Origin of the sequence: Solibacillus sp. FSL K6-1523 (genome assembly GCF_038005225.1) — a bacterium.
Taxonomy (GTDB): domain Bacteria; phylum Bacillota; class Bacilli; order Bacillales_A; family Planococcaceae; genus Solibacillus.
In genome coordinates, this window is sequence record NZ_JBBOSU010000001.1 from 2,598,213 (window position 1) to 2,623,653 (window position 25,441).

19 protein-coding genes are annotated in these 25,441 nt (G+C 37.2%); all 19 read right to left on the reverse strand.

What is annotated here, in order from left to right; genetic code table 11:
* Positions 1-197 precede the first annotated feature (197 nt).
* Positions 198-1,424 carry a PoNi-like cognate immunity protein gene (locus MHI10_RS12490; protein WP_340785825.1) on the reverse strand — a complete coding sequence of 409 codons (1,227 nt, stop codon included), beginning with the start codon at positions 1,422-1,424 and terminating at the stop codon, positions 198-200.
* Between the two features lie 229 nt (positions 1,425-1,653).
* Positions 1,654-2,112, reverse strand: a complete 459-nt coding sequence (locus MHI10_RS12495) for an SMI1/KNR4 family protein (protein ID WP_340785827.1) — start codon at positions 2,110-2,112, stop codon at positions 1,654-1,656.
* A gap of 198 nt (positions 2,113-2,310) precedes the next feature.
* Positions 2,311-2,844 carry an SMI1/KNR4 family protein gene (locus tag MHI10_RS12500; RefSeq protein WP_340785829.1) on the reverse strand — a complete coding sequence of 178 codons (534 nt, stop codon included), beginning with the start codon at positions 2,842-2,844 and terminating at the stop codon, positions 2,311-2,313.
* A gap of 141 nt (positions 2,845-2,985) precedes the next feature.
* On the reverse strand, positions 2,986-4,083 hold the full coding sequence (locus tag MHI10_RS12505; protein WP_340785831.1) for a hypothetical protein: 1,098 nt from the start codon (positions 4,081-4,083) through the stop codon (positions 2,986-2,988).
* 209 nt (positions 4,084-4,292) lie between these two features.
* Positions 4,293-5,156 carry a hypothetical protein gene (locus MHI10_RS12510; RefSeq protein ID WP_340785833.1) on the reverse strand — a complete coding sequence of 288 codons (864 nt, stop codon included), beginning with the start codon at positions 5,154-5,156 and terminating at the stop codon, positions 4,293-4,295.
* A gap of 715 nt (positions 5,157-5,871) precedes the next feature.
* Positions 5,872-6,744 carry a hypothetical protein gene (locus MHI10_RS12515; RefSeq protein ID WP_340785835.1) on the reverse strand — a complete coding sequence of 291 codons (873 nt, stop codon included), beginning with the start codon at positions 6,742-6,744 and terminating at the stop codon, positions 5,872-5,874.
* A gap of 13 nt (positions 6,745-6,757) precedes the next feature.
* Positions 6,758-8,320, reverse strand: coding sequence for an RHS repeat-associated core domain-containing protein (locus MHI10_RS12520; RefSeq protein WP_340785837.1), 1,563 nt, complete (start codon positions 8,318-8,320; stop codon positions 6,758-6,760).
* Between the two features lie 207 nt (positions 8,321-8,527).
* Positions 8,528-8,935, reverse strand: coding sequence for a hypothetical protein (locus MHI10_RS12525; RefSeq protein ID WP_340785839.1), 408 nt, complete (start codon positions 8,933-8,935; stop codon positions 8,528-8,530).
* Positions 8,919-10,496 (reverse strand): RHS repeat domain-containing protein, encoded by a 1,578-nt coding sequence (locus MHI10_RS12530; protein WP_340785841.1) that lies wholly within the window; start codon positions 10,494-10,496, stop codon positions 8,919-8,921. Before MHI10_RS12530 ends, MHI10_RS12525 begins: the two co-directional genes overlap by 17 nt.
* A gap of 328 nt (positions 10,497-10,824) precedes the next feature.
* Complete coding sequence (locus MHI10_RS12535; protein ID WP_340785843.1) at positions 10,825-11,283, reverse strand: hypothetical protein; 459 nt, start codon at positions 11,281-11,283, stop codon at positions 10,825-10,827.
* Between the two features lie 25 nt (positions 11,284-11,308).
* A complete protein-coding gene (locus MHI10_RS12540) occupies positions 11,309-13,009 on the reverse strand; it encodes an RHS repeat-associated core domain-containing protein (protein WP_340785844.1) in 1,701 nt (566 codons plus the stop codon).
* A 492-nt stretch (positions 13,010-13,501) separates the two neighbouring features.
* Positions 13,502-14,443, reverse strand: coding sequence for a hypothetical protein (locus MHI10_RS12545; RefSeq protein ID WP_340785846.1), 942 nt, complete (start codon positions 14,441-14,443; stop codon positions 13,502-13,504).
* On the reverse strand, positions 14,431-15,942 hold the full coding sequence (locus MHI10_RS12550) for an RHS repeat domain-containing protein (protein WP_340785847.1): 1,512 nt from the start codon (positions 15,940-15,942) through the stop codon (positions 14,431-14,433). The genes MHI10_RS12545 and MHI10_RS12550 overlap by 13 nt, the downstream gene beginning before the upstream one ends.
* Before the next feature lie 368 nt (positions 15,943-16,310).
* Complete coding sequence (locus MHI10_RS12555) at positions 16,311-16,814, reverse strand: DUF6630 family protein (protein ID WP_340785848.1); 504 nt, start codon at positions 16,812-16,814, stop codon at positions 16,311-16,313.
* Positions 16,815-16,881: 67 nt separating this feature from the next.
* On the reverse strand, positions 16,882-17,736 hold the full coding sequence (locus MHI10_RS12560) for a hypothetical protein (protein WP_340785849.1): 855 nt from the start codon (positions 17,734-17,736) through the stop codon (positions 16,882-16,884).
* A 46-nt stretch (positions 17,737-17,782) separates the two neighbouring features.
* Positions 17,783-23,317: a DUF6531 domain-containing protein gene (locus MHI10_RS12565; RefSeq protein WP_340785850.1), complete on the reverse strand. Its 5,535-nt coding sequence runs from the start codon at positions 23,315-23,317 to the stop codon at positions 17,783-17,785.
* Positions 23,318-23,339: 22 nt separating this feature from the next.
* Positions 23,340-23,738, reverse strand: a complete 399-nt coding sequence (locus MHI10_RS12570; RefSeq protein WP_340785851.1) for a DUF4280 domain-containing protein — start codon at positions 23,736-23,738, stop codon at positions 23,340-23,342.
* Between the two features lie 46 nt (positions 23,739-23,784).
* Positions 23,785-24,285 (reverse strand): hypothetical protein, encoded by a 501-nt coding sequence (locus MHI10_RS12575; RefSeq protein ID WP_340785852.1) that lies wholly within the window; start codon positions 24,283-24,285, stop codon positions 23,785-23,787.
* A 46-nt stretch (positions 24,286-24,331) separates the two neighbouring features.
* Positions 24,332-25,429, reverse strand: a complete 1,098-nt coding sequence (locus tag MHI10_RS12580; RefSeq protein WP_340785853.1) for a pentapeptide repeat-containing protein — start codon at positions 25,427-25,429, stop codon at positions 24,332-24,334.
* Positions 25,430-25,441: the final 12 nt, after the last annotated feature.

Below are 25,441 nucleotides of genomic sequence, written 5' to 3' on the forward strand. Positions count from 1 at the left end.
ATTCTCACTATCATTTCCCCAACCACCTACTGCTCTCTCTGCATTATGGATAACACCTAACCTAGGGTGTAGCTTTGAAGGCACTGCCACCTAGAAGTTTTTATAAGTTGATTACCATCCCCCGTGCCCTTAAACCTAAAAAAATAGCGTAGTCAGATTTTCCAACTACCACCATTTTATCATTCTTTGAATTGCATTTACTTTACATCTTGGAGTTTAACTTCGTACATATTGCTAATCTCTACATCAGCCGGAACCAATGCATAATAATTTTGATCATTATCTACTATAAATTGAACTAATTTCGTTTCTGTATCCCAATATTTTTTTAAATAGGAATCATAATCTTCCAAATTTTCTTTGTAATCCAATTGCAATATGCAGCCTTTTTCAACCATGGCAAAAACAATTAAACTTCCCAGGAGGTTTTTCTCTTTATTTTCTTCTTCGTATTCATCTAACAAGAACCAAATTTGCCCTAGTCCTATTGTTTTTTTGTATTTTTCATAAAAACTATGATTATCCAGTTCGTTATAATCATGGATCAATTCATTAACAAATGCGTGCCACCTAAGTGGAATTACCTTTTCAAATGCCGGTTTATTTTCTATTCCTTCTATTATAATTAGCTCCTCAATCTCTTGTTCATTGTCGGAGTCACTTAGATAAATTGACTTGAATTGCATTGAATTCTTGTAATGTGCCAAGTCATATGGATAATGATTATTATTTACTAAGCTTGTATCATCCAGCTCAAGAATCTTTGTCAGTGCAGCCGTTTCAAAGCTCCAATATCCTACATATCCAGGCTCTTTATGTGAATTCTTCCAATCATAATCATAATGACCTTTAAACCATTCTTTCTCCATATACGTTTGTAACCTTTTAGAGGCTTCTTGCTTATCGGTTTGCGCAAGATCTATAATTTCCCTTGTTTTTGCGTACGGATTTTCTTTATCATATTCATTGGTAATTTTCGTATATCCGATGTCACTAGCACATAGTAAAAAATCAATTACTGCATCATTTATTTCCTTTTTCTCAACTACCTTACTTAATCTTTCTATATTCTTTTTATCTGTTTCTAGTAAGATGCCTAGGGAAATTGTCCATAGAATATTAATATAACCTGTTTCTTTTTTTCCTGTCTGCTCTAAATTATCGATGGCATTATGATAATCTTCCTCGATTGTACTAATGTCATCCCCTAAAGAATATTTTGCACTGATATCGTCGATCTGATGAATAAAACTCCTTAAATATCTTGCTTCTATAATACTGTTATTATCCGTAGGCTTTCGTTGAATCCCATTTTTAATATCTTCCTCAAAACCTTTAATATCCTCAATATTTTTTTCAATAACCTCTTTATTAAATTCTATCCCTTCTCTACAATCTTCCTCAATGCATAGATAATCTCTCATTACAAAAATTCCTCCTTACCTCCGAATTATGGCCAACTGAAAAAAATTTTAAGTATACAGACACCCCTCAATAATTTCTTATTTTTATTTCTACCATGTCACTATCTATTTAAAATGAGATTCTTTTAGAAATAAGATAAGGCATAATCGGTATAATTTAACATAAAGTGAATATTTCAATCACATATAAATTAACTTTCAACTATTTAAATTGATTTACTAACGCCAATTACACGTAATAACCGCCTGATTGTGGAAAATAATTCATTAACATTTCCTGTAGCGAGTTGTAAAGTAATTCAACTTCCCAAGAATCATGAAGAAAAATAAAAATCTTCCCTTCTGCATTCATTAAAATTGGATTCCCAGAGCCATCATCTGAAATAACATAGGCATCTTTCAATTCTTGAGGAATCAAATCTTCTCCGCCTCTTCTAAAACGCTGAGTAAGCTCAACAACAGTTTCTTTCCCCAATGAACTTCCATTATTAAAAGCATGAATATCAAATCCCGCACAAGCACCTCCAAATAATTTAATAAATTGTATATACTCTACATTAAATTTTACGTTCAAAACTTGTTCAGCATTCAAAATTTCTTCGTTAGTTGCCGGCTTTCCTCTGAACCCTCCGAACTCAATTTTGTTCAAAAAAGATTCAATTCTCCCAATAAGATCCTCATTTATCATTTACAACAACTTCCTTTATTCAACAAAGTTTCTTGAGCCTGGTGAGACCAAAATTCTTTCTTCCACTCATTAAATTCTTTCCTGTTCGTTAAATATCACACACTTTAATAGGGGTGCCGAATGATTGCTAATGCCGATATAGCCATTACCCTAGTCCCATTTCCTTTTACACATGTTCAAAAAAATGGCATATATATATCACCTAAATTCCGCTTGAATATGCTTGCAAAATTCCAAGAATGAAGGAGCTACAATAATTGCATCTTCAGGATTGTAACTTTCTTCGTAATCCATATATTTAATTTCTCCTGTTTGGATATCAATCCAAAAATCATTATCTGCATGATTATCAGCAAAAGGGATATGAAATAGAACAAAGTTTTCAAAGTCATCAGAGTAGTCAATTCTCCTATCTATTGCTTTTTCAATAGACATCGTGGAAGAAGAATCATCTTCACCTTCGATTAATGGGATATGAAAAAAACTACTAATTTCTATCGATAAATAATCCTTATTTGATATTTCATAAAAATTATCGGGGTAGATATATGCTCCTTTAGTAAATACCCCTCCATTTTTAGCAAGGTAAAACTCTATAAAATCTTTTTTTCCTGGAAACTCATCAGATACTATTTCATTTATCTTAGAAACCGATATATCCTTCCAAGAATCCTCAAATAAAATGTCATTATTCAGAAATTTATCAATGTTCCCCTTAGAATTGTTATTCATTTAAGTTCTACACCTTACTTTCCCTTTTAATTTATTATTTCTTTTAGTTGCTTCCGCAACAGCTTAAGGTGAACCGTATTTAAAACCTGTATCCTTTTTAAAGTCATCAGCGCCACCGATATGTGGATGTTTATGATAGTCTTAGTGTACAATTTGCATTCTCATTGTATTTGTCTTAGGATCGTAATCTATATGATGGGCTCGATAATTTTTGCCTGGATCATTTATTCCAGCTTTCTTTGCAAGTGCTGCCCTATCTTCAAAATATGCTCCTGTTGCATCTATAGTGTATATACCATGTGGATTACTTTGGCTAATAGTTTTGGGGTGTATTACACCTTCACCCGTAATTTTAGCTGAAGGAACGAACCCATCATTAAACACCCATGTGACTAGATTGGCTGGAATTTCGAAGCTTTTTTGTAATTTAGCAAGACTTCCTAAATCAATCGAATCTTTTTCCGTAAAATATTCATGCAGAATCGTATTCCCATCCCACACAAATTGCATTGTTTTTTCATCGGTACGCTTCTCAATCCGCCTACCCAGTGAATCATATTTGAACGTAACTTCGGTCTGATCTGATTTAATGACTTTTGACATCATCCTATTGCCATAATTCTCGAATGTCCACGTATCCTCATTATTTTCAACCTTCTGAATGAGATTTCCTTCTTCATCATAAGAGATTGTGGTCTCTTTCGTTTCATACAAGTTCCCGACATCATCGACATTGCGGTGTAAGAAGTCAAATTGATTGCCTTGATTGGACCAAACGAGGTTACTGAATTCATCATAACCATAAGTTGTTCGTCCAGCAGTTAACTCATTGACCATGCCTTTTAAGCGATGATTGACGTCCCATTGATAGACGCGTCTGCGTGTATAACGGTTTTGGCTGCTAATTCGATGGTTGGTTGGTCTACCAGTTATGTCATATTGCCATTGGCTGATAACATTTCCGGGTAAGATACGTTCGATTTCTTGGCCGAGTTCGTTGTATTGCATTGCGGCTGTCCACTGCGCTTGATCTGCGCGAGAAGCGGTGATTTGCGAGACATTTCCCATTTCATTACGCACAACATCGATGTTTGCGCCAAGACTACTTGTAACCTGTGAACGGCTACCTAATTCATCATAACTACTCGCAATCCAGTGATCATTCTGCCATTCTTTGATTACTTGACCAGCTTGATTTCGCTCCAACTTTACGGTCACGTGCTCATTTTCAGTCTCCATTAACATACATCCGCAGACATAAAACCTACATTTTTCACATAAATATTTTAACGAAAAAAAACCTCCAAATTAATTCAGTTTAAGTCTTTGCCGAATAAATTTGGAGGTGTGGTATTTCAGGATGATCCACTCTCAATAGTCACATTTGTACGAGCGACTGTGCATTATAGATTCTACATTCTCAAATTTAAATACCAGTAGAAAATACTTTAAAAGAAATTTCTTTCTCGCAACAAATTATTTATTTCATCTCTTTTGTGAGAGTAATGCCTCTTCTCAGGGTGAAATGAAACTTCTCTTAATGATGGACATTCTAACAATGGTGATAAATCCCCATCTTTACAATTCCAAAAATTTATTTTCTGCAGATTCTTCATAGATTTTACAAATTCAAGAGAATCAACATCTGAAATCAGTAAATCTTTTATAGTACTATTGCCTTTCAAAAATGATAGGTCAGTAAATTTTTTACATTTTTCGATATAAAGTCTTTCAAGTCCTTTTAGTTTACTAAGAGCGTGTGCATCTTCTAGATTGTTTAAATACTGGAACATACACTCTTTCAAAGAATCTAAATCCTCTATCCCAGTCAAAGAAATTAGCTTGGTCGAGTTATCCAGACGCAAATATTCTAATGATTTTAGTGAACAAAACTCCTTACAATCCAGATTAATATATCTTATTGCGTATAAACTTTTTAAATTTACTAGTTTATCTAAGTTAAAATAGGAATCTTTTTTAATAACAACCTCTTGTAATTTTTCGAAATAGTTCAAATCAAGATTTATTGGCTGAGCAAGTGTGATTTCTGTAAGATTAGTTAATGTAGATAATGCTTCTATATTTTGATAACCGAGTAATTTAAAACTATCGCCTATCCGCAATCGTTTGATAAATGTTTTGTTGTTGAAAGATGAAAAATCTAAATGACATTTCAAATCCGCTCTAGAATTCATACTAGTGATTCGAATTGAATGATAATTTTCCTTCTCAGCAATCAATAATCCTTCCACAAGGAAAAGTGGGTCTATTTCAAAATAACCAATACTATCATTAAATGCATAGCTCCTCATTATTTACAACCACCTTTTATGACAGTTCGTTTTTTTATTCCAGAACTCGTTTCATTATAATGCTCTCTCATCACTAGCGTCGCATTAAAATAATTCGGCGCTATAATTAAACGAAATATTCTATAATATAAATCGTGCATAAAAAAATCCTTTATAATGGTTGAGCGGTAGTAAACTACCCAAATCCAAAATAAAGGACAATCGTATAGATAAGTTTACACGAAAAACATCATTTGAACAATGGTTTTCACCGATTTTCTACACAAAACTAGAGGAATTGGTTGAAATCTATCGTAAGCCCACTGTAAAATAAGCTATGACTTCTAACTTTTCCACTGTAATGGACTGACTGTTCAATTACGGAGTGACCCACTTTTCATTTGTAAAATACAAACGCTTACTTTACCACTTGTATGGAAAGCTTGTATGCGAGATTGCCACATCAGATGACGTTCTGATTGTTTCATAAAAAAACCTCCAACTTCATTCATTTTCATGATTATCTCATGTCCATTGAAATCGTTGAAGGTGAGTTATATTTGTCGCTCACTCTTGTTTAAAAGAAAAACTAAAAATATCATCCAGTAAAAGGATTTTTGCTACTCCTTTGATTTGAAATTTATTACAAGTATAGCTACCAAAGATTAGCTCTTTTCTGCAGCAAGATTTCGAGTAAAAATGAAAAACCTTTTTGAGACAATTAACCCCCAAAAAATTAGTTTTTAATACCAAAATCATTAAATAAACTCTTTTGTTCAAGTGTTACATCATAGTGATTTTCAATAGGTACATTAAATGCCTTTAAACTTTCCTTATCCATTAACCAAGATAGTTCACCATCTTCTATAAAAGTATCTGATACTAACCATATCGTTTCCAACTTTTTTAGTTTATCCAGAAACTTTAATGTTGGTATTTTCCCACATGAATCAATCTTAAGATGCTTTAAGTTCGGAAGTGTGCTGATAACTTCCCAATCAGTTATCTTCTTGCAGTTTTGAATTCTTAATTCTGTAATCGAAGAGTTGTTTTTAATCCCGTCAATTGACTCTAATTTTCTCAGATATCGTAATTCTAGGCGCTCTATTTCTTTTAAATCTTTTAATCCATCTATATTTTGAATTGGAGACGACCAGATTTCTAACATCTGTAGTTTTTTCAATTTAGTAAACTCGTCTGTATTCTTTTTTTTGTAATGATGAATTACTAAACGTTTTAAATTAACACAGTCAAAAATGTTTTTAATTTTTTTGTTGTACAAAACAAATAAATCTTGTAACTTTGATAGTTTTGATAAGTCTAGGCTTTCTTCACAGACTCCTTTTAAACTGAGATACTCTAAGTTGACTAGTTTTTCGATAGCTTTCAAATTTTCATAACCAGTTCTACCTAATTCTAAGAATTCTAATTGAGTTAATTCACTTAAAAAATCTATATTTGGTAAAAACTCATCTTCCATCTCTAAAGATATTCCATTAATATCTTGATCCACTAAAAATTTTTTCTCATCTATATCTATAGATTTAGATTTTTGGACAATGATATTATAATTTTTAAAATCAGTTTCTACATTAATTGCATTATACATTTGTTTTTCCTCCTTAAGACTTACATTTAGCACTTTTCTTGATGTTTTGTCCAGGGCTGTTAATTTTATTAGAAAGTTTTATTTTTTTAGGATTAAAGTCTCTTGATTCGTATTTTTTCATTAAATCATCCTCTAGTTTAAATAAGTCTTCATCTGTTAAAGCATTAGGATCATGGATAAAGCCAATTTTATCTAAATTAGCTGGTATTAGCTTCTCTTTGTTTAGATGTTGATACAATCTCTTATAAAGATTTTTTGCCTTCCCGACATACATTCTATCTCCTTCTGGGAAGAAATAGACGCCACCTTTTTTAGCAAAAGGACCTAATAACTCTTTTAAGAACAATCTATCCTCATATCTAGTTGGCTTAAATCCGACTAAATCAAACTCTGTCAGAGGATCATAAACATACCCATACAACGTAGGTTTCCCACCAGCAAGTCCAATCGGGTCAATCTGCGTATAATTTCCTTGCTCCGGGTCGTAGTATCTGAATCGGTTATAATACAATCCAATTTCTACATCTTCATACTGCCCTTGATACCTAAACGGAATGAAGTCCTTCTTACCCGTAAATCCTTCCACGCGTCCATAAATATCGAGCTCCGCAGACCAAACTTTATTCCCTTTTTCGTCATAAGCTTCAACAGGCGTGCCAAGATAATCACTAATAATACTATAGTTACCTTGACTTGTAATTTTAGCTGAAGGGACAAACCCATCATTAAATACCCATGTCACTAGATTGGCTGGGATTTCGGAGTTGTTTTGTGATTCAGCTAGACTTTCTAATTCAACTGAATCTTTCTCTGTAAAATACTCATGCAGAATGGTGTTCCCGTCCCACACGAATTGCATGGTTTTTTCGTTAGAACACTTCTCAACCCGCCTACCCATCGAATCATACTTGAACGTAACTTCGGTCTGATCTGGTTTTATGACTTTCGACATCATGCCATTGCCATAATACTCGTACTGCCACGTATCCCCATTCTTTTCGACCTTCTGAACGAGATTTCCTTCTTCATCGTACGAAAATTTGGCTTCTCTCGTTTCGAGTAGTCTACTTCCAGCACCATAAACGCGGTCTTTCTTGTCTTTCGTCTCATACAAGTTCCCGACATCATCAACACTGCGGTGTAAGAAGTCGAATTGATTGCCTTGATTGGACCAAACAAGATTGCTAAATTCATCATAGCCATAAGTTGTACGTCCAGCGGTTAACTCGTTGACCATACCTTTTAAGCGATGATTGACGTCCCAATAGTAGAAACTCGTATGACCTAAACTATCGGTAATCTCGTTATAACCTTCAAAATACGCAAGCTCACCCGCTAGGACATTGCCATCTCCCCATGTTTTCACAACGCGTGCCCCTGTTGTTGGACCGTCGTAGCGCCAGTAGAAGGAATTTTTATTGCGGTCTATTTTTTGCATCATTAAATGGTTATGATAATGAATATTTGTACTTTGCCCTAATGCATCTTGGATTTCCACTAAATCTTGAACATCATTGTAGGCATAGCGCACCAGCACCTCACGACTCATCTGGTGACATAGGGTAACCTCTGTCATTCTGCCTATCTCATTGGTCGTCACTTCAAGTATCCTACCGACACTATCCGTTACTTGAGATAAAAAGCCTTTTACATTGTACGAAAATTGAATGCGATGATTTTGTTCGTTTCTTACGCAAAAAACATATGTTAAGAAAATGATTATGCCATCTTCTTTACATATGTTTTGGGATCTTTGTAAATTAGCTTATATAAAATATTAAAGTTATTCAACAATCCAGCTAATTATTATCTTTTTCACCTTTTCCAAATTATGACTATTTAATGTACAAACTATTACTAGTTCGTTTAGGATACCTTTTGAATCAGCAGTACTATTTCTCCAAGAGGTAAATACGTCCCCATCAATTGGATCTTCTTGAATAACCCTTATTATTCGCCCATCCTTTCTAGATTTTGCTGAAAATATCGGGTTTCCATCCATCATTTTCTTTCCATTACTGAAAGTAGTTTTATAAAATGGACTTATCCAATCGCTACTATTAATATTTTCTGTATCTAGCCACATAAAAAATATTTTCATCCAATAACTTTCTAAAGCATGGTATACAACATCATCATTTAAAAAATTATCATAAAAGTGGATACTATTCCCTTTATCCAGGACAAACACCTCCTCCAGTACTAGGAACAAACGCCTTTCCTTTTATGACCTCTATATCTATTCTTTCATGTGCCGTTCCCTTTACTAAAAATGTTTTACTTAATGATGCATCTATTCCACCAATTTTACCGCCATTTGTAATGTACTTTCTAGCCTTATCTAATTCATTTTTTCTTAATCTTTTGTCTTTATTGCTTAGTTTACTCTCCAATTCATCTAACATTTCTAAGGCTTCAGATACAGTTGGTGGATGATTTTGAGACCACGAAATGGACTCCTCAAGTTTTACACCCTGGGCTTGAATCCTACCTCTATGTGTATTTAATCCAAAAGGATCAATAAATACATTTGGATCCCCAACATACCCATAAAGCGTAGGATTCCCACCAGCAAGTCCAATCGGGTCTATCTGCGTATAATTTCCTTGCTCCGGGTCGTAATATCTGAATCGGTTATAATACAATCCAATCTCTACATCTTCATACTGCCCTTGATATCTAAACGGAATGAAATCCTTCACACCTGCAAATTCTTCCATGCGTCCATAAATATCAAGCTCTGCCGACCAAACTCTATTGCCATCTTCATCATAAGCTTCAACAAGCGTGCCAAGATAATCACTAATAATGCTGTAATTACCTTCATTCGTGATTTTAGCTGAAGGGACAAATCCGTCATTAAACACCCATGTAACTAGATTGGCTGGGATTTCGGAGTTATTCTGTGACCCCGCAAGACTTTCCAATTTAGCTGAATCATTCTTTGAAAAATACTCATGCAGAATGGTATTCCCGTCCCACACGAATTGCATTGTTTTTTCATCGGTACGCTTCTCTATCCGCCTACCAAATGAATCATATTTGAAAGTAACTTCCGTCTGATCTGGTTTAATGACCTTCAACATCATTCCACTGCCATAATACTCGTACTGCCACGTATCCCCATTCTTTTCGACCTTCTGAATGAGATTCCCTTCTTCATCGTACGAAAATTTAGCTTCTCTCGTTTCAAGCAGTCTACTTCCAGCACCATATACGCGGTCTTTCTTGTCTTTCGTCTCATACAAATTCCCGACATCATCAACACTGCGGTGTAAGAAGTCAAATTGATTGCCTTGATTGGACCAGACAAGATTGCTGAATTCATCATAACCATAAGTTGTTCGTCCAGCAGTTAACTCGTTGACCATGCCTTTTAAGCGATGATTGACGTCCCATTGGTAAACGCGTCTGCGTGTATGACGGTTTTGGCTGCTAATTCGATGGTTGGTTGGTCTACCAGTTATGTCATATTGCCATTGGCTAATAACATTCCCAGGTAAGATTCGCTCAATTTCTTGACCGAGTTCGTTGTACTGCATTGCGGCAGTCCATTGTTGTTGATCTGCATGGGAGGCTTTAATTTGTGCAACATTCCCCATCGTATTTCGTTCAACATCAATTTTTGCGCCGAGGCTACTCGTAACCTGTGAACGGCTACCTAATTCATCATAACTACTCGCAATCCAATGGTCATTCTGCCATTCCTTAATTACTTGTCCAGATTGGTCTCGTTCTTGCTTGATCGTCACATGCTCATTGGCCGTTTCTAGTAGTGAACCATTCTTGTCATAGCCAAACGTTTCCCAGGCTTTGATGGTATTAATACAAGTATGGTCTCATTGAATTTTCAAATTAAAAAACCAACATTTTTTACAAAATGGATTAATATTCATCCTCTATAAAATCTTGAAGAAAATATGGTCTAATTAAGGTTGGTTAATAATCACATGAAAAAACATATATAATGAAAGACTACAACGTCCTCTTTACATATGTTTTTAATTTCTTTATTTGGTAAAATAGAATAAAATTCCACTTAAACTCTTATCTAAATGTTAAACTAACATAATACTATCTCTATTTATCAAGATCTACAGACCAATCGATCTCTTCATTAAACCAATTACACAATTTAGTAGAACCATTATCCATTTTCAAAGGAATCTCACTTGCCCACTTTTTAATGTCACTTATGAACATCTCTTTTTCAAGCCCTTTAAAGTTGTGTTTTTCTAACGCAATGTTTAGAAACTCTAAAAATAGATTCCCCAAATAATACCTTTGCTCTACTTTATACATTTTTTCATATTCTTCTACCGTAACTGCAATATCGATTGTCAGATAGTTATCTTTTTTAGTATATCTAATAAATGACTTTCTTCCATATGATTCAGGTAAGCACCTAAAGGCTATCCCAATCGAAACATTGACATGCTTATATTTTGAATTTATATTAGATTCCAATGCTTTTCTTAATTCACTAGCTAATTCACCGACTCTCGCACCTGCCGTGTCTGTAACTATTGAAAAATCCATACAACATACTCCCTCTATAACTTATTTAGTGTCTACACTTATTGCCTGGAGGTAAAAATCCTTTCCATTGTTCATAACCTCTAATTTTCATATTTTCATGGTATTTTACAGTTCCATTTGATAAATCTGAATGCAGAAATTTCATCTCAATACCTTTGCTATTTAGATATTTTTGGGTATATCTTGATGAAGCATTTTTTGAAGTTCCGATCTTCCAAAGTTCTCCTTCCTTTAAAAACATTTGACCAACCGGATTTTTCTTACCCCATTTCATTACATCATACCAACCATCCTGCTTTGCAATTAATGCATATAGTTCATCTAGTCCAAATGGGTCTATTTTGAAATTTGTATTATTCACATAACCATAAAGCGTCGGATTATTCCCCTCAAGCCTGATAGGATCTTGTTGTGTATACATTCCCTCATTTGGAGAGTAGTATCTGAATCTGTTATAATACAATCCAATTTCTACATCTTCATACTGCCCTTGATACCTAAACGGAATGAAATCCTTCACACCAGTAAATTCTTCCACGCGTCCATAAATATCAAGCTCAGTTGACCATACCCTTTTCCCATCCTCATCATAAGCTTCGACAGGTGTTCCAAGATAATCACTAATAATACTGTAGTTACCTTGACTTGTAATTTTAGCTGAAGGGACAAACCCATCATTAAACACCCATGTGACTAGATTATCTGGTATCTCTGAGTTGTTTTGTGAAGAATACTCAACTAGTTTCTCCAATTCAACTAAATCATTCTTTGAAAAATACTCATGCAGAATCGTATTCCCATCCCACACAAATTGCATGGTTTTTTCGTTAGAACACTTCTCAACCCGCCTACCCATCGAATCATACTTGAACGTAACTTCGGTCTGATCTGGTTTTATGACTTTCGACATCATCCCATTGCCATAATACTCGTAGCTCCACGTATCCCCATTCTTTTCGACCTTCTGAACGAGATTTCCTTCTTCATCGTACGAAAATTTGGCTTCTGTCGTTTCAAGCAGTCTGCTGCCGGCACCATAGACGCGATCTTTCTTGTTTTTTGTTTCATACAAGTTCCCGACATCATCGACATTGCGGTGTAAGAATTCAAATTGATTGCCTTGATTCGACCAAACGAGGTTGCTGAATTCGTCATAGCCATAAGTTGTTCTTCCAGCGGTTAACTCGTTGACCATGCCTTTTAAGCGATGATTGACATCCCATTGGTAGACGCGTCTCCGTGTATGTCGACTTTGGCTACTTACTCGATGGTTTGTTGGTCTTCCAGTTATGTCATATTGCCATTGGCTGATGACGTTTCCGGGTAGGATTCGCTCTATTTCTTGGCCGAGTTCATTGTACTGCATCGCTGCTGTCCACCGCGCTTGGTCTGCGCGTGAAGCGGTAATTTGTGAAACATTGCCCATCTCATTACGAACGACATCGATGCTTGCGCCGAGGCTACTTGTAACCTGTAAACGGCTTCCTAACTCATCATAACTACTCGCAATCCAATGATCATTCTGCCACTCTTTAATGACTTGTCCAGATGAGTCCCGCTCTAGCTTGACCTTCACATGCTCATTTTCAGTTTCTAGTAGTGAACCATTCTTGTCATAGGCAAACGTTTCCCAAGTATCATCATAATAATCAGCACGAATGACATTCCCGATTCCATCATGCTCATATGCTGTCCAACGATCTCCTGGACGCTGAATTTTCTGCACTAAACCTGCCTGGCTGCGTTCATACGTCTTCGTCAGCCCATCAAAGCCGATTTCTTGGCTGATGTTTCCTTTCGTATCCCGTTCAAACTGATACGCTTCACCTTTTTCATTGATAACAGCGGTTAATTGCTCTTCTGTATCAAAGGTAAGACCAGTGATTAGCCCTGTTCCAAATTAAGAAAATAAAAACGAAGTCACATAACGATTTAAATAACAAAGAGTAGCAATATAATCCAAATTCCAAAGGATTATTGCTACTCTTTCGTTGCTTGTAAAAATTTTAAATGAACAGCCACTAAATATTATTTTTCTTACTTTTGTTCTTACATTAAAATCGATAAAATCATTATCAAATATCTCCCAAACGAATTTCCCATACAGTTTACATAAAAATAATTCGGATTTCTTTTTCTAAAAAAATACATGTACCCCATTATTAAATAGGTACTAAATCCTTCTCTAAACAAAAGGCACCATACTTTGTCCAGGGGATTAATAAAAAAGATCTACATTTTCCCCATATTCCCCCTCTAATTGTTCCACAATTTCTTCAAGTCTATATATCTTTCCATCTTTCTTAGTTCTCTCAACAAGTTGAAACTTTACGTCTAGGTCTGAATTATAACCAGTAGGAATCATGGGATAGACAGCCATAGGCGTTGAAAATAACTCATGTTTAATTACAGGGACATCTAAACCTAGTTTTTTTCTCACTTTAAATAGATTGATTAGTTCCACCGGAACAAGACCAAAATCTAGAAACTCCTCATCTTTCCACTTAGTTCCCGTCACACCGATTCCGTTTAAATGATACTCACATAAACTATCCCAATACTCATCCTCAATGTCACCGAATGGATTATCCCACTCAGCCACAATTCGCTCATAGATACCTAATCCATCACCGTATTGCATGACCTTTTCTTTTACAGGATTCGGTATTCCTAATTTCTCAATTAAGAAATATATTAAATACGTACTTGGATATACTCTTTGTTTAATATACTCCTTGTTATTCTTATACTCCTCTCTTTCTAAATCAGAAGCAGCTTTTGTTAATAGGAGTTCTATTAAATCCATTCTTTCCACATATAGCGCATAATTTAGTAATGGTGCAATTGGATCAATAAAAGGAAAACTACCACCTTGATATGTGTAAGCAAAGAATTGTGCAGTACGTTCAAAGTATTTCCAGCATTCATCATTACCTTGAAAAAGAAGGTTTTTTGCAGGGATATGGTTACAATTTGGTGCACCATCTAAAACAATATAGACATTATCAAGGTTTTTTTTAACTTTTTTTCCATTTGTGAAAAAAGAATACCAATATAAAAAATCTTCATTTGCTTCGTCTTGATTAATATCATCGTTATATTTGTACCTTCTTAAAGCCTTTTGAATAAGTTTATGATTGTATTTTTTTAGTTCTTGCACTTAATATTTATCCTCCTCTTATCTACATTGATTTGTACTAGTTTATTTTTTATAGTCCCATTATTCTGTGCATTTCTTATCATACCCATTAACTCCTTTTGATAAGACGGCATATTCCCCCAGTGTCCGTTAACATTTCTAGTTATTGTTCTAATATTATTTCTTGTCCATGTAGGCATTCTTGATTTAGATCCAAATCCTCTTCTACTTGTTTTGACTTCAATTACATTGATTTCACTTGTACTTCTATCAATTGCAACTAAATCAAATCCTTGGTTTGATTTAGTTTGAACTGAACCTAGAACTTCGAAACCATTGCTATTAAGGTATTTAGAAGCAATTTTCTCGCCCCAATCGCCTAATCCTTTATTACTGAAGTTCTTTACTTGTCCTGCTGTAAACAAACCAAAAATATCTACCCAACCATTTGGATCATGTACATATCCATACAAAGTTGGATTATTCCCTTCAAGTCCAATCGGATCTATCTGAGTATAATTCCCTTGCTCTGGGTCGTAGTAACGGAATCGGTTATAATACAATCCAATCTCTACATCTTCATATTGCCCTTGATACCTAAATGGAATAAAGTCTTGTTCACCTGTAAATTCATTCACTCGCCCATAAATATCAAGCTCAGCTGACCAAACCTTATTACCCTCTTCATCATAAGCTTCAACAGGCGTACCAAGATAGTCACTAATAATACTATAGTTACCTTGACTTGTAATTTTAGCTGAAGGGACAAATCCATCATTAAATACCCATTTCACTAGATTGGCTGGGATTTCGGAGTTGTTTTGTGATTCAGCTAGACTTTCTAATTCAACTGAACCTTTCTCTGTAAAATACTCATGCAGAATAGTGTTCCCGTCCCACACGAATTGCATGGTTTTTTCATTAGAACTCTTCTCTATCCGCCTACCAAGTGAATCATATTTGAACGTAACTTCCGTCTGATCTTGTTTAATGACCCTCGACATCATCCCACTGCCGTTATACTCGTAGGTCCACGTATCCCCATTCTTTTCGACCTTCTGAACGAGGTTTCCTTCTTTATCATAAGAAAATTTGGCATCTGTCGTTTCGAGTAATCTGCTGCCGGCACCATAGACACGGTCTTTCTTGTCTTTCGTTTCATACAAATTCCCGACATCATCGACGCTTCGGTGTAAGAAGTCGAATTGATTGCCTTGATTGGACCAAACGAGATTGCTGAATTCATCATAGCCATAAGTTGTTCGTCCAGCGGTTAGCTCGTTGACCATGCCTTTTAGGCGATGATTGACGTCCCATTGATAAACGCGTCTGCGTGTATGACGGTTTTGGCTACTAATTCGATGGTTTGTTGGTCTACCGGTTATGTCGTATTGCCATTGACTAATGACATTCCCGGGTAAGATGCGCTCGATTTCTTGGCTGATTTCGTTGTACTGCATCGCTGCTGTCCACTGCGCTTGGTCTGCGCGAGAGGCGGTAATTTGTGAAACATTGCCCATCTCATTACGAACGACATCGATGCTTGCGCCGAGGCTACTTTTAACCTGTGAGCGACTGCCTAATCCATCATAGTTTCCTTAACAAAAAACGTAGCCAGAAAAGACTTGATTAGTTATCAATGTCATCTTTTCTAACTACGTATTATAGGAGCGCTTAGTAGCACAATTTAAACAATTATTTCATCGGGCTTGACCACTCGCCCCGTAGAAAGTGTCCACCCAAATCAGAAATCAACAAATTTCATTGAAAACGATTTTCAACTTTTTCTGTGTCAACGTACAACGTTAGCAGGTACTCTTTCTGTGTAAATAATTATTTTCATGCCGAGGTGAGAGTGAAAAGCTCATATACGTTTTATGCTCTTTTACTAAAAAAAATCTTGAATTCTATATCCAACGGCTTTTGCTAATTTCTTAATTTCATCAATATCAGACGATGGAACAGTAATCAGTACATAACAATCACTTTCAATATCCAAAGATGCTAATGAAACCCCATTCTCCTTCAGCCTTTTGGAAACTGCATTTAAATACTGAGATGTTGACAGCTCATCAAACTTTCCATCTTCAAAATCCCCCCAGCTTATGCACGCCATTTTTTTTCTATCTAACAATTCATCCACAACATCGCAAATGTATATCCCTGATTCTTTCCAATCGATTTCAAATGCCAAATTTTGATCAAGAAGAGCATCAACTAAAGAAATCCATGCCAAATGTTCAATCGGGCTATCTATCCCTCTTTCATCAAGTCGCTCTTTGAACTTTTCAAAATAGGCTTCTGGCTTTTCTATCGCTAATGAAACCTCTGATAAAACTTTTTCATCCACATCACTTGAAAGCTTTTGCACAAGTAACAACATGGTATTCATATTACCACTCCTTTTCTCCCCAAGAGTTAAAGGTATCTAATTTATTAATTTTCACAATAAAATATCATTAACGTATAAGGCGTTGCGAATCAGGTACTTTTTCATTTTGAATTACGAATTGCAACATTTCATCCTCATCGAGACTATATCCTGGTCTATCCTTTGGAATTTCTGCCAGAGGTGTTTGGAGCAACGGATGTTCTATTGTTGGTGTGGATAGCCCTTCTTTTTCTCTTATTAGTTTAATACAATAGTAATCGTAAGGAATACAGTCAAACGATAAAATTTCACTTGATTTATCTGGCGTGTCACTTAGACTATAAATGTGATAATTACATAGTTCATAAAGATATTCTTCAAAATGATTTGTATCATCCCAACTGCGCATTAATTTTTGGTAAATATGATCTTCTGATAAAATATTAAACAATTCAGGCATTTCTCCAGTTTTCCAATAATGATATAGGCATGTCATAAAAACATGATGTGTCTTATTTTCAGAATAAAAATCTTGATTTTTCATGAACATATTATTTGCATATTTATATGCTAAATCTGCAATATCTTCATAACTCCACAATAAGGAAAGCCCGATAAGTCCCCCTATTTCACTTTCTGCCACATTTCTTCTACTTGGATTGCTTTTGATCATTTGATTTAACCAAAAAAGTTGTTGTTCTATTAAAGTCCACGCTGATGAATCTCCATTTAATATTCTATTTTTTGCATTCATCTCAAGATGAACACCTATTAATAAACCTAAGCGATCAGCTAAACGATTTCGTTCATTTTTTTGAATTAAGTCCTCCATTTCCTTTTTTCGATTATCTCGTATTTCTTTCACCTCTTCGTCTGAAACCACTCTTTTTTTGTACTCTTTTATTGATCGTTCAAAATATTTCCAATATTTATTAGTATACATTTTCCCACTCCTTTTTGATGTCTTTCAACAATGAGGAAATTCCTTTTTAAGGTCTATTTTGGCACCATGTCTTTATTTTTTTTATTTTAGCTGTATAACCATTACTACCTTTAGTAACATTAGATTTAACCTCATAACTGGACATACCATATTTATTAATATCATCTACAATCGTGTCCACTGTTGCAATAACTCTCGGATCAATTTTTTGCCTTCTTAAAGTACCTTTTCTTTGAATTTCAACAAAGATATCTCTAATATAATTAGATCCTTTTTGCTTTTTTGATAATCTTGCAGTATTTGCTTTTACTTCAAACACGAATACTTTTTTCGTTAGTGGATTTTGCGCTATAATATCTGTTCCATGATTTGAATTATTTTTTATAGTCATGTAGATATTATACCCTCGTTTTTTCAAAAGTGCCTCAAACGCATTCTCTGCTGCATCACCTTTTGCTGTATCTAACCCGAACACATCAATAAAGCTATTCGTATCATGTACGTACCCATATAGAGTAGGATTCCCACCCGCAAGTCCAATCGGGTCAATCTGCGTATAGTTCCCCTGCTCTGAGTCGTAATAACGGAATCGATTATAATACAGTCCAATTTCAATATCATCATACTGCCCTTGATACCTAAACGGAATGAAGTCCTTCTCACCTGTAAATTCTTTCACTTGTCCATAAATATCAAGCCCAGCTGACCATACCTTATTCCCTTGTTCATCATAAGCTTCAACAGGCGTGCCAAGATAGTCACTAATAATACTGTAGTTACCTTGACTTGTAATTTTAGCTGAAGGGACAAACCCATCATTAAATACCCATGTTACTAAATTGGCTGGGATTTCGGAGTTATTCTGTGACTCAGCTAGATTTTCCAATTCAACTGAACCATTTTCTGAAAAATACTCATGTAGAATCGTATTCCCGTCCCACACGAATTGTGTTGTTTTTTCATCAGAACTTTTTTCTATTCGTCTACCTATCGAATCATATTTGAAAGTAACTTCCGTCCGATCTGGTTTGATGACCTTCGACATCATCCCATTGCCATAATACTCGTAGGTCCACGTATCCCCATTCTTTTCGACCTTCTGAATGAGATTTCCTTCTTCATCGTACGAAAATTTGGCATCTGTCGTTTCGAGTAGTCTGCTGCCAGCGCCATAGACGCGGTCTTTCTTGTCTTTCGTCTCATACAAGTTCCCGACATCATCGACGCTTCGGTGTAAGAAGTCGAATTGATTGCCTTGATTGGACCAAACGAGGTTGCTAAATTCGTCATAACCATAAGTTGTCCGTCCAGCGGTTAACTCGTTGACCATGCCTTTTAAGCGATGATTGACGTCCCATTGATAGACCCGTCTTCGTGTATGTCGGTTTTGGCTGCTAATTCGATGGTTGGTTGGTCTACCAGTTATGTCGTACTGCCATTGACTGATGACGTTTCCGGGTAAGATTCTTTCAATTTCTTGGCCAAGTTCGTTGTACTGCATTGCGGCAGTCCATTTTTGCTGGTCTGAGCGAGAAGCGGTGATTTGCGAGACATTTCCCATTTCATTACGAACAACATCGATATTTGCGCCAAGACTACTTGTAACCTGTAGACGACTGCCTAATTCATCATAACTACTCGCAATCCAATGATCATTTTGCCACTCTTTAATGACTTGTCCAGAGGAGTCTCGTTCTAGCTTGACCATCACATGCTCATTGCCCGTTTCTAGTAGTGAACCATTCTTGTCATAACCAAATGTTTCCCACGTGTCATCATAATAATCAGCCCGAATGACATTCCCTAGGGGGTCATGCTCATACGCTGTCCAACGTTCACCCGGACGTTTAATTTTCTGCACCAATCCTGCTTGGCTTCGTTCATATGTTTTCGTCAGCCCATCAAAGCCGATTTCTTGGCTGATGTTTCCTCTCGTATCCCGTTCAAACTGGTACGCTTCACCTTTTTCATTGATGACAGCGGTTAATTGTTCTTCGGTATCATAGGTGAACTCAACTTTCTTCCCGCCTTGTTTACGGGAGGTCAAGCTGCCAAGAATCGTGTAGGCAAAGGACACTTCTGTATGATTGTCTTTCGCAAGGACCACATCGTCATAAGCATCATACTGCAAACGTACGTCGTTACCATCTGCAAGGTTTGCCCTTACTAACCTGTTTAAAGTATCATAACTATACTTTTCTGTTGCCCCTAATGGATTGGTCGTTGTTGTACAATTCCCCCGACGATCATACGCCCATGTCGAACTTGTCCCGTCTGGCAATGTCACTTGGCGTAAGTTCAAATCACCATCGTAGGATAAGTTTACCACATGCCCCTGCGCATTCGTGACCGTTTCGATTAAATAATTCTCATTATAGGAAAATTCAGTTTTCATTTCATCTTCTGAGACACTCGTCTGTAATGTCCCATCCTCATTATAGATCCACTGGCGACTTCCACCCTCTGCATCCACAGTTTGAATGAGTCGATCTTTTTCATCATACTTTGAAGAGACTGTACTGCCATCTGCAAGTGTCACCGTCACGGGATTTGCCCACTCGTCATAGCTAAATGTCGTCACTCGTCCATCTTCATCGACCGCTTGGAGGAGTTCAAAGTCGTCGTTATAGTCCGTACTTTCCTCACTACCATCTGGATGCACAATTTTCGTGCATAGATTTTCTTCATTATAATAGTAGAAACTCGTATGACCTAAGCTATCGGTAATTTCATTATAGCCAACGTAATATGCAAGCTCCCCCGCAAGGACATTGCCATCTCCCCATGTTTTCACAACGCGTGCCCCTGTTGTTGGACCGTCGTAGCGCCAGTAGAAGGAGTTTTGGTTACGGTCTATTTTTTGCATCATTAAATGATTGTGATAGTGAATATTTGTACTTTGATTTAATGCATCTTGAATCTCCACTAAATCTTGAACATCATTGTAGGCATAGCGCACCAATACTTCGCGGCTCATCTGGTGACATAGGGTAACCTCTGTCATTCTGCCTATCTCATTGGTCGTCACTTCAAGTATCCTACCGACACTATCTGTTACTTGGGATAAAAATCCTTTCACATTATACGCAAATTGAATGCGATGATCTTGTTCACTTTTCACTTCTTTTAAGCGGTATTTCGTTTCCGTTGTTGGTTCAAATACATAAATGAGTCGTGTATCATGTTCAAATAACTGGTATGCCTCACCTGTATTCATTAACGTCATTCGTTCTCGCTTATTAAAATACGGCAAATTCGTCGGTAAAATTGGAAAGCCTACCGCGCGTCCATCTGTCACGACAATCTGAATGACATCTTCCTCTTCAAAAATCTCCAAAGCTAGATCGTATGTAAAATGTGTTCCATGACCTAACAACCCAATCCGCGCACTATCACTATACCAAGCACGTTCCCATGAAAGGGGAATCGGTCCCGGTAAATCAAAGTCGCTCGCTTCATACACCATACGTCCTGTGATTAAATCGACCGGTTCAAAACCATATTTACAAAACTTCTCACTTAACCCTTTTGTACCGTTATATTTCTTTAATACTTGATGATTCAGTTTCGTCAGTTCTGTTTTGGCCATCGCTTTCATCCCGTCAACAGCCTTTGAAACAGCTAGTACTTCATCCATCGATAAGACAACCTTATCCGCTGCGGTTTTTACACCCTTAGCGCCTTTATTGGCAAGCGCCGATACGACATCTAACGTCCCGGATACTTTCGTATAAGCAGCTTTCATCCCAGTAGCAACTTTGGCTGCATCCGCTGCTTTGTCCGCGCCTTTTGCGGCTTTACCTACTGCTTCTGCCCCTTTGGCTACTTTATTGGCTTTATAGGCTGTTTTGGCAGCATCCCCAACACCTGGGACTGCCCCGACGATGTTCATGGCGGCTCCCATGTAATCGCCACGTGCTAAGCTAATACCTGCGTTTGCTACGTCCGCAAAGGAACCGATAACAGGAATAAAACCAGCGACATCGAGTGCTAAACTAACGCCATCTACAAATTTACTAAACAAGCTTTTCTTTTCTTTTTTCTGTTCGGCTTTTTGTGGGAAGATGACGTCGACTTTGCTCATTGCCGCGATAGCTTCCTCATTTAACTTCGGTGGTTGGCTTTTTTTCTCTATCCCCTCTTGCTCAATGAGCGTACTCATTAACTGGGTATCGTCCGCCAGGATGATATGGCTGCTTTCCTGTGCAGAGAGGGCGATCCATTCTTCCGCCTCTACCGAAAGCTCATTCATCCCGCTTATTTCGAGTGTTTCATCTGCCGCCATCATGATGGTGCTATCGCTTAGAAATGTCACGCCTTCTCCATCATCCATCTTGATTTCTAAAACGCCATCTACTGCGCTAAAGTTAATATTGCCAACGCCTAATGTCATGTCTTTCCCAGCATTCGTTGCTAATGACTTCACCGTAGAATCCGCCATTTTCTTCGTTGCCTTTTGTTTCCCCTCTGATGATACGGGATCGACACGCACCGAGCTAATGACAATGGCGTCTTCTTCCACTGCGCTCGGGAAATGCAATTGAGCCCGCGCCCCGATTTGCGGCATTAAATACATTACGCTATTGGCATCTGCTGAATAGGCAAACCAATGCGCTTTTCCCTTGTCTTGCTTTTTATCGATATCCAAATGAATTTTAACGGTGTTTTGCGTGACATCTATGATTTTCCCCGTAAATGCTGCACCAATGAGATCTAGATTACGGACCAATCGTTGCCGAATACTTTTCGCTGATTGAGCGGTATAGTGAAACTTCAATATACCACCATCGAGATTAATTTCCCGAGCCGTTATGAAATAGGTTTTTCCTTTAGATTGCACCAATGTGCCCAAATCATAGGCTTCCGTGCTTTCAAACGTACAAAAAGTATAATCGGCTTCGCTCACATCCGCGCTATCATTTTCAGTAATGAACCGATAAGCATCTACATCCATCCGTAAAACGGAAGGTAGGTGATCGATGGTTATGCTTTGCTTACTTTGAGGTATACCCAACCAAACTTGAGCACCTTTTCCTTCCATATCAGGAAAAACAACTGCTTGCAACTGGGAAGCTAGTCTTTTAATATATTCCCAATCTGTTTCCATATATTGAATCGAAATATGCTCAATGGCTTGCCCATTAGAGGCAAGGTCGATGTAATCCCCCTGTGGATAGGCGCTGACGATGGTGTTTAGTAACTGCGCATAGGTCATATTCGTATCTTGAAAAGATCGTGAGCGCTTCATAATATCCATATTAGCCGTAAATGACACAGCCTCAACGGAGACATAATGGATACCTTGCGCCACTTGCAACTCCGCATTTTCAATTCTTCCCGAGAATAATACGTCTTTTTTTCTTCCGAATTTCACAACAACTTCATCTGTATGACTGGCCTGCTGAATATACGTTTGCGCTTGCTCTTCAGCAATCATGCCCGTAAAATACAATCTCGCGTGTTCATTGCCCTGGTGTTTGATCGTTATTTTATCTAAATGAATAAGTGGGTAAGGCCATACAACTTCAATATCCTCATACGTACTGACGATGTGTTTGCTTTTTTTTCCTGGCGATTCCAAGTACTTACCTCCCTTCCCCTCTTTAGAAACCTTGTATCGGGATGTCCAGCTCCTCTTGCCCGTCGTGCACAATATCGATTTTTCCTCCGCCCGCTGAGCATTGTGTATGACAACGGTTTACTAACGCTTGTTTCCCTTCGATATTGACGTTTTCCATCCCTTCCAGCCAATCAATGGAACATACTGGCGTACATGGTTTTTTCAATTGTAAACAGACGCCAAAGGTTGGGATATTGTCAGGATTTCGATCCCCTACATTCATTACGGCCTTATCTTTAATGTACACTCCATGATCTTGCGGCAAGTTTAAATAATTTAGATGGCTTCCATACTCGCAGCTAATGATTGCTCCATGGACCACATAACTAAACTGCTCCTGTTCGGCACCTTCTGTTTCTAAGTTTTCCACAACTTGAGCCATGCGACATCCTACCTTTCCTCGTATTTTCGGATGGATTTAATAGACGCTATTTATCATTTTCTAGTTTTACGCGCTGCAATTGAACCCCTAAAAAAGAACGTCGTAACATACTTTCTGCTACATCTAAATTGACAATGGTGTAAGATTCTTTGTTGCCGTCGACTTGAAAAATACAATCCAGTTCCACCTTTTTAGGATCAATCACAAGCTCCTTCATTTGCCCATCTGGATAATAAGTCGTCTCATGGGAAATGCAGTTTTTCTTCGCAACGTCCATCAGCCAATACACGCGCTGTGTCCCTTTTTTCACATCCGTAAACACAATGGCTGTAAAATCTAAGTGATCCTCATATTTTGCTAACAACGCTTTCAACTCATCCGACACGATTCTATCTGGCTTATCCAAATAATCCAGATAGACCGTATTCTCTTTCTCTACCACTTCCGCAAAGACAGACGAACAGACAAAATCCGCATCAAAGTCTGTCCTCACTGGTATAATGGGGTTGGTAATACTTTGATCTTGTCGCAGAATAAAATACTCCATCTGTTCCTCCCGTTTTTCTTTTATCGCTCATAACTTTGTAGCAATGTTAACCAAGCCACTGAATGGCTTCTATCTGCTCCGGGCTAAATCGACACTTTACCCGGTCGCGCTCAAAGAAGGTAGCCCCTTTTAAATTGGCGCCTGTAAAATTAGCACCTGTAATCTGCGCAAACTCAAACCGGGCATTTTCCAAATTCGCATAACTAAAATCAGTTCCTAGATAGCACGCAACTTCAGCACCTGGAAACTTCAGTGTTTTTCCTTGTGCATGCATAAAATTAGCGCCTACTAAATGAGCATGTCGAAAATCAGCATCTTGAATGGCTGCATAGGAAAAATCAACATTCGCTAACTCACAGTCTACAAAACTAGTCCCCACACAAACACTTTGTTTTAATGAAGTACCTGCTAAGTTACACCCATTGAAATTCGCATAGGAAAAGTCGATTTGGTCAAAATGCTTCCCCCGTAATTGTAAGTTCGAGAAATTTTCAAATGTATACGCTTTATCCGTCTCTTTTTTCTCCAACCATGTGAGAAGGTTTTCTTCCATCCGTTCCCGTTCGTCAATGATGGCAACATCTTCACTAAATCCTTTATATTCACCGACGCGAAATCGTAAGCACGCTGTCCGTTGAAAATCCAGTTCTGGCACGCTTTCCTGTTGATAGCGAAAAAGGTAGCGAACTAAGTGAATGATATATTGATGAAACTGCATCACAATTTGTTGAATGATTCCTCGGATATCAGCTGCTTGGATGATGAGATAAGGTTTTCGTTCTTGTTCAAGCGTATTTTGCAAATCAATTAGCGCTTCACTCAGCCATTTTGCTTCATACTGTGCCGTACATTCTCTCCAATCGTAATACCAGGTTTCTCCGTATGCCTCTAGCAAGTACGTACACTTGTTTTCTAGTAAAGATGTTCGCAGCAATGAGAGATGAATAAAAGCGACCGGTGCTAGTCTTCCTTGCTTTTGCTGGTCCCTAACATTCACAAACAGCTGTTCAAGCGCTTCAATAATTGGTTGGAGCAAACTACTCTTTTGCTGGCGAAACTGTCGATCCACCTTTTCCTGTAAGCGGCGGACATGAACTGACACGCATTCATCCTTAAAATGTTGCAATGCTTCTTCTCGTTTCATGCGTCCACATCC